This window comes from Streptomyces sp. NPDC048600 (genome assembly GCF_055587025.1).
The window spans coordinates 1-13,144 of record NZ_JBVJGZ010000047.1; the positions used below are offsets into that span (position 1 = coordinate 1).

Consider the following 13,144-nt stretch of genomic DNA (forward strand, 5'->3'; position numbering starts at 1 on the left):
CCCCCCCCCCCCCCCCCCCCCCCCCCCCCCCCCCCCCCCCCCCCCCCCCCCCCCCCCCCCCCCCCCCCCCCCCCCCCCCCCCCCCCCCCGCCGCTTCTCCAGGTTGCCTGCCGCCGCAACACCGCCGCCCCGCAGAGGTGCGCAACATTGCGGGCCTTGCCGCCCTTCGCCCCTCTTCCGGCAACCGGGCACCAGCCCGGAGCGTTGAAGCACGCCGCCACAACCCGCTCCGGCCCGGCCCGAGCGTCCCGCGCGGCTTCCGCACTCCGGCCGCACGCGGCACTGCCGCGTGCCCGAACCCCCAGGGGAACCTGTGTCCGTCTTCGCCGCGCTCACCGTGTTCGTCGCGCTGCTCCTGGCCGTCGCCGGCCTCGCCCTCGCCGGCGGCCTCGGCTACCTCGCCCACCGCCGCCCCGGCCTGCGCGAGCCCATCAGCCTCGCCCTGGTCGCGCTCGGTGTCTTCACCGCCATCGCCTTCGGCATCATCCAAGCCCTGCACCCGTGACCCGCTCAGCGCCTCCGGAAGGCCCCTGTGGGCCCGCCGGGCGGTCCTCCGCACCCGACCGGCCCGCCCAGCGCGGAGGCCCCGCCGACGCGCGAGACAGAAGAGACCGGCCCCGATCCCCCGGCGGCACGCACCCGCCCGCCCCGCCCGCCCTTTCCCTCCCTTCTTCTCTGGTCTGGCGAGCGCAGGGGGTGTGCAGAGGGGGATGTCCAGCCAGCAGACCACCATTTTCCGGGGGTTGACCTGCAAGGACGCGAGAGCGCGCTGGAGGGCTGCGCAACCTCTACCGCAACACCTAGCGCAACTTCTTGGCGCAACCTCCAGCGCAACATCCGGCACGGCGTGCCCGGCGCGCGCGACGCTCCGCCAAGCGCCGCACAGGAAGAAGCCGGCCCCGATCCCCCGCAGCGCTCCCCACGTCCCGCCCGCCCTCCCTTCCCAACCTTCCTCTTCCGGGGTGAAGCGGTCGTGGGGTGCTCTGAGGGGGATGTCCGACCCCGACCACACCCGAACCCCCGTCGTGACCTGCGGTATCGCGAGAGCGGCCCGGAGACTCGATCAGGAGATGCATCAGGAGAGGAGTCAGGAGTTGGATCAGGAGATACCGCCACCAGCGTCTGACGGTCTGCCCGGCGGCCGCTACATGCTGTGGCTGTGAGGTCCCATGGTGTCGGGCTTGCGTGCCATGCTGACCGCGAGCCCGGGTCGGGCGTCGCACAAGGGGAGAGATCGGTGGCCGCTGACTACTACTGCGCCGACAGCGAGAACGGCGACCGCATCGACGACCCATCCGAGGACGCCATCTTCATGCTGGTCGACGACCTCAACGACACCGACAACACGTTCGTCGTCATCCAGCCCGACGAGGACAATCCGGTCTGGTACGTCTCGGTCGCCGTCCACGACGAGGGCGGATACGAGATCGTCCGCCGCGACGCGAGCCGTCGCGAACACAACGTGATCACCGAGACCAGCATCGGCACGATCGCTCGCGACCTCATCCTGTGGTTGGCCGCCCGCAGCTTCCCCGGACGGCCAACCAGAGGCGCTTGCGACGCCTTCTAGAACAGGCCCTAGCCTATTCGTCCAGGAAGATTCGCAACCTGCTGCGGCGCCGGAACATCAAAGCGACCATCCCCGAGCGCCGGGACCAGATCGCCAACCGAGCCCGCCGCGCAGGGGCGGTCGGCCACCGGCCTTCGACAAGACCGCCTACCGGGGGCGGAACGTCGTCGAGCGGTGCTTCGCGCGGCTGAAGCAGTTCCGCGCCGTGGCCACCAGGTTCGACAAACTGGCAGATCGCTACCGGGCCGGGGTCGTCATCGCTGCACTGATCCTCTGGCTGCGGGCGGACGGTTGACCGCGCAAGCTCAGTCCGAGTTGAACCACACCAGCACGCCAGGGCCGTCCGGCGTGATCACCGGAACCCACGCCTCGTCGACCTCTCGAACCCGGCTCTCGTCCAACCGCAGGCCACGCAGCTCCTCAGTGGTCCCGTCGCACGCCCAGTAGCGGATGGTTCCGATGATCTCGCGGAGCCTGTCCCGCTCGTCATCCGGCCACGCGTGGTTCCAGGTGCCGGCACCACGGAAGTCCTTCTCGAACAGCTCGCGAAGGGCGTCCAGCTCATCAGGGCCGAACAGCGGCACCAGAAAGCCCTCCACCTGCCCCTGCCGACAGGCGGTTCCGCCGTACTGCTGTTGGTAGAAGACTCCGGTCCTCGCCTCGACCACCACATGCAACCAGCCGCCACCACTGATGCCGTCTGGATCGAGGAAGACAAAGCGTCGAGAGCTCATGGCGGCAGCCTTCCGGGCTGCCGCCATCCGTGTCCACGATCAGGGCGGAAGCCCCCCGGCCGAGGGGCCCGCGGCCGCGGACAACTTCCGTACAGCACCCCCTCGGAGGGCGCCACGGCACGTGCACGCCGAACGCGCGCGAGTCCCCCGGCACCACCGCCGCCGGACCGTCCTGGCACCGGCCACCCGCGCCTGCCGGGTGGCCGGTGCCAGGACGGCTCCAGGCAGTCGAACCACCCGGCGAGCATGCTCGCCCAGCAGGTCGGCGAACACGGTCAGCGGACGAGGCTGCGCAGCGGGACGACGGTGGCACCGGCGCTGGTGATGCCCGCGGCCACGGCCGCGGGCACCGGGGCGCCGGCGAGGGCGGCCAGGACACCCATGACAGTGCCGATCACGAAAGCGATCAGCAGGACAACGGCGGTGTGAAGGGACAGGAACGGCTGCGGGTTCTGAGAGTTCGTCATGCCCTCGAATGTGCACCGCGCAAGGCCCTGACCTGCACAGACCGAACAACCCCGCAGAAGTCCGATCACTGCGCGCCCAGCAGCGAACAAGCGCTGTGTTCGGCGGAACACGATCACGCGTCCAAGGGTGTTCAGGAGTGTTCCGGGAAGTTCAGCGCTGTACGCCCGATACGGCCTAGCCTGGCCTGCCAAGGCACGACGACGGGGAACCAGGCACATGGCATTACCGGACACCACCGGCAGCTACGAAGAACTCCTCCACCAGCAGGCCGACCAACTGGCGGGCCTCAGGATCCGGGCAGGCAACCCCTCCCTGCGCACGATCGAGAAACACGCCCAGCACCTGTTCACCGACGAGGGTGTCTCCCTCGCCCCCTCCACCCTCAGCGGCCTGTTCAACGGCGGCTACGCCAGCCGGGACAGACTGCTGTGGCTGGTGCGCACCCTCATGTCCTGGGACCCCCGCACCGGCAGGCCCTGTGACCCGCCGGCCGAGGACGCCCCCGAACTCGACATCTGGCACGCGCGCTGGGAGGCCACCACCAAAGCCCGCCCCCCACGCCAACGCACAGCCAGCACACCATCTCCCGTGGTGCCTGCGGCCTCTGAGAGCACCGAATCGCCCGCGGTGCCCCGGCAGACAACGGCAGAGCATGCGACCCCGGTACAGACCGAACAGCCGGACAGACAACCGGCCGCCAGACACACCTACGCAGCCCCTGCCACCACCCGCAGCACTGCTCCGCTGCGACTGCGAGGGCTGGGCGCCCCACCCACCTTCCAGCCCGCCGGCGAACCCCTCACCGGCCACACCGGCGGGGTGTACGCGGTGGCGTTCTCACCCGACAGCAGCATCCTCGCCACCACCGGCGAGGACGGCACCGTCCGGCTCTGGAACCGAGCCACCCGCCAGCCCGTCGGCGAACCCCTCACCGGCCACACCAGCTGGGTGCGCGGGGTGGCGTTCTCACCCGACGGCACCCTCCTCGCCACCGCCAGCAACGACGGCACCGTCCGGCTCTGGAACCCCACCACCTGCCAGCCCGTCGGCGAACCCCTCACCGGCCACACCAGCGGGGTGTTGGCGGTGGCGTTCTCCCCCGACGGCACCCTCCTCGCCACCGGCAGCCGCGACGGCACCGTCCGGCTCTGGAACCCCACCACCTGCCAGCCCGTCGGCGAACCCCTCACCGGCCACACCGGCTGGGTGTTTGCGGTGGCGTTCTCCCCCAACAGCAGCATCCTCGCCACCACCGGCCACGACGGCACCATCCGGCTCTGGAACCCCACCACCTGCCAGCCCGTCGGCGAACCCCTCACCGGCCACAGGAGCGCGGTGTGGTCGGTGGCGTTCTCCCCCGACGGCACACTCCTCGCCACCGGCAGCTACGACGGCACCGCCCGGCTGTGGAACCCCACCACCTGCCAGCCCGTCGGCGAACCCCTCACCGGCGACACCGGCACGGTGTACGCGGTGGCGTTCTCACCCGACGGCACCCTCCTCGCCACCGGCAGCTACGACAGCACCGCCCGGCTCTGGAACCGAGCCACCCTCCAGCCCGCCAGCCAACCCCTCACCGGCCACACCAGCGAGGTGTACGCGGTGGCGTTCTCACCCGACGGCACCCTCCTCGCCACCAGCGGCGAGGACGGCACGCTCCGGCTGTGGGATCCGGTCACCCGCCAGCCTGTCGGCGAACCCCTCACCGGCCACAAAACCAGGGTGGTAGGCCTGGCGTTCTCCCCCGACAGCAGCATCCTCGCCACCAACAGCCACGACGGCCGGCTCCGGCTCTGGAACACCCAACAGCCCGTCGGCCACCCCCTCACCAGCCCTAAAGACAGGGTCACGGGGGTGGCGTTCTTCCCCGACAGCACTCTCCTCGCCACCAGCAGCCGCGACGGTGTTGTGGTCCGGCTATGGGATCCGGCCACCCGCCGACCCGTCGGCAAACCCCTCACCGGCCACACTCGCGGGGTGGCGGGGGTAGCGTTCTCACCAGACAGCACCCTCCTCGCCACCAGCAGCTGCCACGACGGCCAGGTCCGCCTGTGGGCAACTCCCACAGGCGTCCGGCGGCCGGAATGAGCAGGGCGGCGCATCGGCATCCCGGCAAGGCCGGCGCGGGCCCTGGAACCCGAACCCCTCCGTACGGTCCGCGTCCCCGCTCGCCGCCAACGCGGTCCTGTTCGCCCGCCTGACGGCCGGACAGGACACGCCCCGCCATGGGAAGGACACCCGGGCCGGGCGAAAACGAGGGAGAAGAGCGCGCAGCGGGCCGGCTGAGGCTGCTGGCCGATCTGTGCGTCGTCCCACGCCGTCTGACCCGGGATCATGCCCGCCGCCTGCGCTACCTCCAGCGTGGCGGTCGCGGCCGGCAGCGGGGCGTTGCCCGCGTATTGGATGGCCATCCACGGCCAGTGCTCGCGTCGCCCCACCGCGTGGGACGGCGAAGGTGCGGTGCACCGCTGTCACGAGACCTACATCGACGACACGGTCGACACCGAGATCCCCGCCCCGGCCTCCAGCGGATCACTCGGCCTCCTCGCCTCCCCGGCGGGCGCGCCGGCGCCGCAGGAGGCGGCGGACGGCCGGCGGGGCGAGGGCCGCGGCGAGCGCGGAGGGCAGGCCGGCCGCGAGGCCGACGGCGAACTGCTCGAGGAGCAGCTGGATGAAGGTCATGGCGTCCCCCGGGATGCGGGCTGTTCCCGGCGGCGGGCGCCGCCGGTTTCCCTCCTTGATAGGCGGGCGCCGCCGCAGGACCGCGAATGCTGCAGGAAGTCGCGCCGCACGTTGTGGAGCTGAGGGAAACCGCAGGTGGGGGTGCGGACGCAGCTCTAGACTCGCGGGCAGGTTGGGGCGCAACTTGCGGCGCAACCCAGGAGGAGGGGCACTGTGGGGGACCTGGAGGACGTGGGCACGCCGCAGGAGTTCACCGCGGCGTTAGTGGCGCTGCTCGACGGGGCGCTGCTGCGCACGGGGTCGGCGGCCTCGTTGGCGAAGCTGGCCGCGGTCGCGGAGAACAGCCTGGCGAACTGGCGGGCCGGTGCGATCCCGCAGTCTCTCCAGCTCGACCAGCTGCTGGGGGCGTGCCGTGTCCCGTCGGACCGGTACGGGGCCTGGCACGGGGCCCGGGCGCGGGCGGTGCGGGCCCGCAAAGCGGTCCGGGCCGGGTCCCCGCCCCGCGGCCGGCTGGGAGAAAGCCGCCTGCTCTCGGGGCTGACCGGCCTGCCGATGCGTATCGAGCTCTTCGGGGAGGACCCCGTCCACCTGTACGTCGCCGGCACGAGGACGGGGGAGGCCGTCGTGGACCTGGACACCGGGGACCCGATGACGGACACCTCATGGATGGACCGGCTCACCGCGGCACGGAGCCAGGTCCGTGAGCGCGGGTTCGTCCAGATCGGCCGTGACGGCTCCATCGCCGTCTGGGTGACGCTCCCCGACGGACACGGAACGGTGGAGATCCGCAGCCCCTGGGCCAACGGGCACGACTACGAAACGATCACCCGCACCATGGTGCGGCAACCCGGCGACACCGTCACCGGGATCGGGCATTCCTCCGACTGGACGTGCCAGGCCTTCGCGATCGGCAGCAGGCTCCACGTCCAGTACCAGGGGACCGGCCGAGACGGCACGAGCCCGTACGCGCGGCAGGTAAAGGACCGCCAGCACCGCAGTTACGAGCGCGACAGGCCGGAGAGGATCACCCTGGTCAGCGTGGCCCCGGACGGCGACCTGGTCGCAACCGCCTCCGAGGTCTGCGGCATCGAGCTGTGGGATCCGGCCACCCTGCGCGTGGTCGGCAAACCCCTGGGGGTGTCCGGCGAGAAAGTCGACGCGATGGAGTTCTCGCCGGACGGGACCGTGCTCGCCGCGGCCTCCGGCGGCGCGGTACACCTGTGGGACCCCTACAGCCTGCGCGAGCAGAGCGGCCGGCCGCTCGACGGCTACACCGGCGACGTCAAAGGCCTGTGGTTCTCCCCCGACAGCACGCTCCTGGCGACCAGCAGCGTCCGCGGCGGCGTACGGCTGTGGGACCCGGCCACCGGCCTCCCGGTCGCCGACCGCCTCGCCCACGAGCCCAACACCGCCGTCCTGAGCGTCGCGTTCTCCCCCGACGGCACCCTCCTCGCCGTCACCGAGGCCGCCGGAGTCCGCCTCCACCACCTGCACCCGCGCACCCGCCCCACGTGAAACCGGTCGCCCCCGCCCCTCCAGACAGGTACCGGCTTCCCGTGCGCGCCCTGCCCGGAGCACAACACCCAGCCCGCCCATGTGCCCGCTTCGCAATCCTGCGCAGCCGGCACATAGGTGCTGGGCAGGCCGACCGCGTGAAGTTCCCTGCGGTACGGCAGTTCAGCGCGCTCACAGGTCCGGGTGCAAAGTGCGGGATCAGACTTCGATGTAGGCGACTACGACCACGGTCATCTCGGGTTCAAACGCCTTCACTGCAGCTCAGAGCCCCGTGGCAGCGTGAGGGACGTAAGGCATGTAGGTGGTGCGAGGCGAGCCGATGGAAGTCGGGTACTGGTTACTCGTAGACCTTGGCTGCTTGGAGCGCGCGGGCGATGAAGGTCCAGTCACCGCCTGTTGGAAGCTCTTTGCCGAAGTTCTGATAGAAGCCTGGGGAGTCGTGCACCCACGCGGCGAGGGCTTCCAGGAAAGCGGCGAGTGTGTTGTTCTCCCACGCATCGCCTTGCTGCAGGAAGTCCTGGTGCAGCTTGCGGACGAAAGCGGCCAGTTCCTCGCGGCTGCGGATCTCATCATCTGGAGTAAGGGACATGCCGGCAAGTATCCGACGGCCCCGTATGACGGCCATTTAGGGGGTCGGTGGTGGGCGGTTCTCGTCGCGGAACATGCGGCGGAGGCTGGTGCGGGCGGCGGCAAGATCGTCCTCAAGCTCGGTGACTCGCTGCCGTAGTTCCGCGATCTGGGTGGTTGCCTGCCGTTCCGCGGTGGACAGCCGCAAGTTCTCCTCGGTGAGCTCGTTGACGCGGTCGACCAGGTCATGGGTGCCGAGCCGCTCAACCTGTTGGCTGAGGTGAACGCGGGCTTGTTGCCGTAGCTGGCCGTTCTCGGCCCGGAGGCGTTTGACCTCTTGTCGGGCGAGCGAGACGACATAGCCTGCGGGGCACCTCCGCTCACGCGGAGTGGACATTGGCCCCAGCACCCTGGCCGTCGCGAACCCCGGGACACCCCCGCTCGAGCGGAGGTGTTCCGCCCGACGGGGTGTTCGTCCTGCACTGGCTCGAGTCCTCTCCGCGCGAGCGGAGGTGTTCCGCTCACCGTCAACACGATCGTGAGCGTCTACAGGTCCTCTCCGCGCGAGCGGAGGTGTCCCGCGGTCGCAGGACCGGTTCGGGGAGATCTCGGGGTGCGCTCCGCGCGAGCGGAGGTGTCCCGCTGCGGGGCTGACACGTGTCAGGCGGCGGGCAGTGCGCTCCGCGCGAGCGGAGGTGTCCCGTACTCCGAACAGGTCCGCGGCCTGGAGTGGTCGTGCGCTCCGCGCGAGCGGAGGTGTCCCGGCCGGCTCCGTGGGGGCGGTGTCGGACGTGGTGTGCGCTCCGCGCGAGCGGAGGTGTCCCGGATGACCTGGCCGAGGACTCGGCCGACGCGGTGTGCGCTCCGCGCGAGCGGAGGTGTCCCGAACCCGGGGTGCGCGGACCGGCTGATCTGAAAGTGCGCTCCGCGCGAGCGGAGGTGTCCCGTCCTTGTAGTCGGCCTCGTTGCTGGGCCCCATGTGCGCTCCGCGCCAGCGGAGGTGTCCCGACGCCGAGATCCGGGTCATCCGCCAAGCGGAACTCTTCTCCGCGCCAGCGGAGGTGTTCCGACTGCCGCTTCCGGAGGTGCCGCGGGCACCACGTCCTCTCCGCGCCAGCGGAGGTGTTCCGTTCTGGCCGGACGCCAAGAAGTCCATCTCCGGGTCCTCTCCGCGCCAGCGGAGGTGTTCCGGCTCTGGGAGACTGTCAGCCACGCCCAAGTAGGTCCTCTCCGCGTCGGCGGAGGTGTCCCGGTCTTGATGCCGGGCACGTCGATCAGTGCGCCGTCCTCTCCGCGCCGGCGGAGGTGTCCGAACTTCCCGGTCACCCGGGCCCCGGCTGAGATGTCCTCTCCGCGTGAGCGGAGGTGTCCCGATCGACAACATCGCGCCGGGCTCGATGCCGGACGCGTGGCGTGCGCTCCGCGCGAGCGGAGGTGTCCCGAAGTAGGCGTCCGCGATCTCGTCCTGGGTCGGGTGCGCTCCGCGCGAGCGGAGGTGTTCCGCATTTGACCTTGTCCATTTCGATCTCGAACAGGTCGGCTCCGCGCGAGCGGAGGTGTTCCGAACTACGCCTTCTACACCCGCGTCGAGGTCCGGTCGGCTCCGCGTGAGCGGAGGTGTCCCGGGGCAGACGTACCGGGCGGCAGTACACCGCCCGTGCGCTCCGCGCCAGCGGTGGATTTCCGTACGGCGAGCGGTTCATGGATGCCGTGAACTCGTACGTTCCGCGCGAGCGGGGATGTTCTGCGAGCTGTCAGCAGCACCGGCGTGGCGGTCAGGGTTCAAGCGCCCTGGGCAGGGGGCCAGTCGTCTCCACGGTCCTGGGTAGGGGGCGCCGCAGCCGGTGCAGTGGGCAAGGTAGAGCGCGGACGAGGGGGTGTGCGCGGGTGCGGGCTCGACCGTCCAGGCGTGTTCTTCGATGACCGTGGCCAGGGCGGGCCAGGGGCGCGGGCAGGCGCACTGCTGTTCCGAGCGTTCGTGGTGTGCGGTCATTGCCGGTCCCGGTCTGTGTGGCGACGGCCGTCGGGCGCGCGGTTGACCTGCCGGGCCACGGCCTCGATCTCACCGCTGCCGTATGCGGTGCGGATGCCGGAGGGAGTCATCCCGCTCGCTGCGGCGAGTGGGTCGAGCTTGTAGGGGCGGTTGCCGTGGAACTCGCGTCCGTAGGCGAGCAGGAGACGGATCTCCCGGTCGGCGGCCTCCCGCCGGGCGCGGGCGCTGCCGAGCGCCAGGAGCAGAGGGTCTTCCTCGAGGCCGTCGCACTGGGCCTGGAGGTCGGCCGCGTCCTGGGCGCGGGCGCGCTCGGCCTGCTCGCGGACGTCGGCGTAGAGCTCGTCAGGTGTGACGTCGCCGGGCTGCGGCGCGGGGGTACGGATGGCTGTGATGTCACCGATCAGATCCATAAATGCGACGATCGCAGAAAATTGCACTGATCGCAATAGAGTCTCGGTGATGCGCGCAGCAGCGAGGCGCCGGGCCGGTGTGCGGGGGGTTCGCTCGCGTTGCTCTTCCTCGTTTCTGACGCTTCAGCAGACTCGTCCAGCACAGCGACACCGTCTTCTACGGCCTCAACCCCCGCCCGGACCAGAACCAGGCCCCTCTCAACGTCACCAAACTCGACCCCGCCCAACCCCAAAACGCCACCTGGTTCGTGCACAACCCCCGCCCCCTGGAGATCGTCACAGCGTTCCTCCAGGACGGCGACGATCCGGCCGAACTCGCCATGTACGTCCAGGTCCTGCGACGCTCCGTCCTCCACGCCGCCAACGGCACCGTCTGGCCCTGGTTCATCCACTGCGCAGACCTCATGACCGAGTACCTGGGGTAGCGACCAACCCAGCAGGCGATCACCGCGGCCATGCCTCAGATTAGACAGGAGGGCCGCGGTGCCGGCACGCTCGCCAGGCGCACGCGCGCCCGACAGACCGGTCATTGCACGGACGGACCGGATCGCGCAGCCCAGCCGCCGCACGGCACCCGCAGAGAGCCGACTCCGCCAGCGACAGGCCACTCAAGCCGCTTGACGATCTATAGGAGCTGCCATTGATAAATACCTGTGGGGACCCCGGACGACCCTGCACAGCGCAGAATGCGAGGACGGCGACGACGGGTGAGCCAGCCTCGATCTCGAATCGGTGAAGGCGCATCCAACCCTCCCCAAACAACATCATCTCGGCGATAGCCTGCCGCTCCATCTCATCCCTGGGGGGAGCATGTCAGACACCGTTCCGCAGGCACCCGAAGAACCGCCACTGCCAGCCGAGCCTCCCGCGCCACCACCCACCCCGCCCGTACCAGCACCAGCACAGCGCGTCAGACCTCTCGTCGCAGGAGTCATCGGCGCGTTCCTGGGTGCAGCAGTCATGGGCGGTATCTGGGCCATCACTGCAAACGTAGGCGGCGCCCCCGCTACCTTCACCCTCGAAGGGGAGTTCACTCTCCTCGAAGGAGGATCCGAGACAGGTTCCGGCTGCGAAGGAAGCGGCGGCTACGACGACATCAGCGAGGGAACCTCCGTTACCGTCTACGGGGCGAGCGGAGACGTCATCGCCACCGGAAGTCTTGGCGAGAGCGAGTCGATCACCTTCGGCACGTGCACGTTCGACATCGCCATCGATGACGTGCCCAAGGGCGAGAAATTCTACAAGGTGGAAGTCTCGCACCGCGGCACCCTGCAACTCACAGCCGAGGAAGCAGAGAACGGCGAACTCGCCGGAACGCTCGGCTAACCCGACCGATGCGTCAAGGCCCTGGCTGCTCTCCGCAGCCGGGGCGTCGTCTTTCAAGGTCTTCGCCGTTCGACGGAACAATGGTTCCAGAGTCCACGCAAAGCGGCTGGAGGACGGCAGGGCGGCCACACTTTCAGGTGCTGCTGAGCAACAGCAAGACCAGGCACGCCAAGCTCACGGCGGACAACCTCCAGGCGCCCCCTTGGCACTCTCCAACCATGCCCAGGATGTCCTCAGCGGGACGGCCGCCTACGTCCTGGCCTATGCCGACACGCTCCTCGCCCAAGTCGCCGATGCTGTGGCCACGCTCGCCAAGAGCGCTGGCACCCGGCAAGCATCTCCACCGCTGCCGCCTCGGCGAAGCGCGCCTTGGGGGGACGCCTAAACTTGCATGACAGGTGCAGGGAGAAGGCAGCCGCATCCCCGCACTCCTCCTGAGCACTGACGGATCGTGGAGATCAACAGACGTCAAGGCCAGGCACGAACCCCTGGGGGTGTTGGATCCATTTTCATAGCGCCACGTTGATGCTCTTACGGGTGGATCCACGGACAGCCTGTCTCGAACGAGTGGCTGCGGAGACGGCCGTTTGAGGCCCTCATAGAGTGAGGAGACGGCGGTCACCTCACCCGCAACAGGCCTCAGCACGGGGCCTGCCCCTCGTCCCGTCTGTTCGCCCACTCTCTCACCCGCTCGATCGTCTCATCAGGCGTAGGCATCGCTGAGTACACGACGAACTCCGCGTAGTTCGGGTCATCGATCGGGAGCGGTGGCAGTGGATGCTCGCGCAGCCTGGCCACCAGATATCCGGCGGTCAGCAGGTCACGGGACTTCTCGATGTCGAGGTCGGCCTTATCCGCGTGCCAGTAGGAGCCGTCGTACTCAATGGCAAGCTTCTGCTCGCCGGCCGTCTCGGCCGTGATGTCAACGAGCCAGTTCGCACGGCGGACGAACGCCTCGTGCCGCACTGACTGGCCGGACGATGCCCGGCCGAAGACGCGCTCGGCGGCTGCCCAATGGTCAAGCTCCACACGGGACTTGCCGTGCTCCCGGCACTCGGGGCAGCCACTGCCGTTCACGCGTGAGGACAGGGCCGCCTGCCACGCGTGATCCGGGTTTGCGGAGCAGATCCAGGCAGGTGTGAACAAGGTCTGGCCGGTCGGGCGCACCTGCCACGCGGACAGCGGATTGGCTGGCGACCACTCCGCCGCCACGTCGGGGAAGTGGTAGGCGAGTGAGTCGAGGATCGTACGGCATTCCGGGCATCGCAGGCGCTGGCCCTGCTCTCGGCGGACCGGTGTCTCTTGCCACTCGTGGCCGCAGTCTGGATTCCGCCACCACACGAGCTTGCGCGAACCAGGTGACACCTTTGGCAGCTGAGTCTTCCCGTTCTTGGTCGGGTGCCATTGTGCGGCGATTTCGGCGTTGAGTCTGTGGGCCTCGGGATCGGCCTCGATCGCCTCGAGACGTTCCGCGCGTGTGTCCTGCCCGCGGCAGGACGGGCAGCCGTTACGCAGATACGTGAGTGGAGACTGGCGGGCTCGGTGTCCTCGCGGGCAGCGTAGCTGGCGCTGCGGCCCGTAGTCCGCGACCATCACGGTCCGGGGATCCGCCTCGTCGTCCCAGGCGGCGAGCAGCTCGGGCACCTCCGCGACCGGCGTCGTCTGATAGCGGGCGTACTCCGCCTCCCACTCAGCGCGTCGTTTCGGTTCGCACTCCGGGCAGTCGCACATATTGACCATATCGAGGATCCGTTTCGTGAACCGCAAACCGCAGTCGGGGCAGCGCCAGGCCACCTCCCGCCGGGCCTTGACGGTGACGGTCTCCCAGGTGGCAGCGTCGTTCTGCATCTGGCATGGGCGTGGATGCAGACGCGGGTGG

General features: G+C 69.8%; 12 protein-coding genes, 2 pseudogenes and 1 CRISPR repeat array. Of the genes and pseudogenes, 7 read left to right on the forward strand and 7 right to left on the reverse strand.

The features are described from left to right. Positions 1-313 precede the first annotated feature (313 nt). The 3 genes and pseudogenes from ACZ6SQ_RS36375 to ACZ6SQ_RS36385 form a co-directional block, all read left to right on the forward strand. Complete coding sequence (locus tag ACZ6SQ_RS36375; protein WP_469569949.1) at positions 314-505, forward strand: hypothetical protein; 192 nt, start codon at positions 314-316, stop codon at positions 503-505. 732 nt (positions 506-1,237) lie between these two features. Beyond that, positions 1,238-1,570 carry a hypothetical protein gene (locus ACZ6SQ_RS36380; protein ID WP_469569952.1) on the forward strand — a complete coding sequence of 111 codons (333 nt, stop codon included), beginning with the start codon at positions 1,238-1,240 and terminating at the stop codon, positions 1,568-1,570. 11 nt (positions 1,571-1,581) lie between these two features. Then, a pseudogene (locus tag ACZ6SQ_RS36385) lies at positions 1,582-1,865 on the forward strand (transposase); the annotation flags it as partial. A 10-nt stretch (positions 1,866-1,875) separates the two neighbouring features. Here ACZ6SQ_RS36385 and ACZ6SQ_RS36390 read toward each other — a convergent pair. Further along, a complete protein-coding gene (locus tag ACZ6SQ_RS36390; RefSeq protein ID WP_469569954.1) occupies positions 1,876-2,304 on the reverse strand; it encodes a DUF6210 family protein in 429 nt (142 codons plus the stop codon). Between the two features lie 275 nt (positions 2,305-2,579). Continuing rightward, positions 2,580-2,771 carry a hypothetical protein gene (locus ACZ6SQ_RS36395; RefSeq protein WP_469569956.1) on the reverse strand — a complete coding sequence of 64 codons (192 nt, stop codon included), beginning with the start codon at positions 2,769-2,771 and terminating at the stop codon, positions 2,580-2,582. A gap of 217 nt (positions 2,772-2,988) precedes the next feature. Between ACZ6SQ_RS36395 and ACZ6SQ_RS36400 the strand changes: the two genes are divergently transcribed. Next, on the forward strand, positions 2,989-4,860 hold the full coding sequence (locus tag ACZ6SQ_RS36400) for a WD40 domain-containing protein (protein ID WP_469569958.1): 1,872 nt from the start codon (positions 2,989-2,991) through the stop codon (positions 4,858-4,860). A gap of 444 nt (positions 4,861-5,304) precedes the next feature. On the opposite strand, the gene ACZ6SQ_RS36405 is transcribed toward ACZ6SQ_RS36400, so the two are convergent. After that, the gene (locus ACZ6SQ_RS36405) at positions 5,305-5,454 is read right to left on the reverse strand and encodes a hypothetical protein (RefSeq protein WP_469569959.1); all 150 of its coding nucleotides are present in this window, start codon (positions 5,452-5,454) and stop codon (positions 5,305-5,307) included. 213 nt (positions 5,455-5,667) lie between these two features. On the opposite strand from ACZ6SQ_RS36405, the gene ACZ6SQ_RS36410 reads away from it, so the two are divergent. Then, the gene (locus ACZ6SQ_RS36410; RefSeq protein WP_469569961.1) at positions 5,668-6,969 is read left to right on the forward strand and encodes a WD40 repeat domain-containing protein; all 1,302 of its coding nucleotides are present in this window, start codon (positions 5,668-5,670) and stop codon (positions 6,967-6,969) included. Between the two features lie 337 nt (positions 6,970-7,306). Here the strand turns inward: ACZ6SQ_RS36410 and ACZ6SQ_RS36415 are convergent, their stop codons facing one another. From ACZ6SQ_RS36415 to ACZ6SQ_RS36425, 3 genes are all read right to left on the reverse strand, one after another. Further along, positions 7,307-7,558 carry a DUF7660 family protein gene (locus ACZ6SQ_RS36415; protein ID WP_469569963.1) on the reverse strand — a complete coding sequence of 84 codons (252 nt, stop codon included), beginning with the start codon at positions 7,556-7,558 and terminating at the stop codon, positions 7,307-7,309. A 36-nt stretch (positions 7,559-7,594) separates the two neighbouring features. After that, a complete protein-coding gene (locus tag ACZ6SQ_RS36420; RefSeq protein WP_469569966.1) occupies positions 7,595-7,933 on the reverse strand; it encodes a hypothetical protein in 339 nt (112 codons plus the stop codon). 94 nt (positions 7,934-8,027) lie between these two features. After that, positions 8,028-8,545: direct repeats of the CRISPR family, unit length 29 nt; unit sequence GTGCGCTCCGCGCGAGCGGAGGTGTCCCG. 980 nt (positions 8,546-9,525) lie between these two features. Next, positions 9,526-9,939: a hypothetical protein gene (locus ACZ6SQ_RS36425; protein WP_469569968.1), complete on the reverse strand. Its 414-nt coding sequence runs from the start codon at positions 9,937-9,939 to the stop codon at positions 9,526-9,528. Positions 9,940-10,097: 158 nt separating this feature from the next. Between ACZ6SQ_RS36425 and ACZ6SQ_RS36430 the strand changes: the two are divergent. Next, positions 10,098-10,364, forward strand: a pseudogene (locus tag ACZ6SQ_RS36430) (RNaseH domain-containing protein); the annotation flags it as partial. A 535-nt stretch (positions 10,365-10,899) separates the two neighbouring features. Next, entirely contained in the window at positions 10,900-11,265 is a 366-nt protein-coding gene (locus ACZ6SQ_RS36435; protein WP_469569971.1) for a hypothetical protein, read from the forward strand. Between the two features lie 639 nt (positions 11,266-11,904). Here the strand turns inward: ACZ6SQ_RS36435 and ACZ6SQ_RS36440 are convergent. Beyond that, positions 11,905-13,113: a zinc-ribbon domain-containing protein gene (locus ACZ6SQ_RS36440; protein WP_469569973.1), complete on the reverse strand. Its 1,209-nt coding sequence runs from the start codon at positions 13,111-13,113 to the stop codon at positions 11,905-11,907. Between the last annotated feature and the right edge of the window lie 31 nt (positions 13,114-13,144).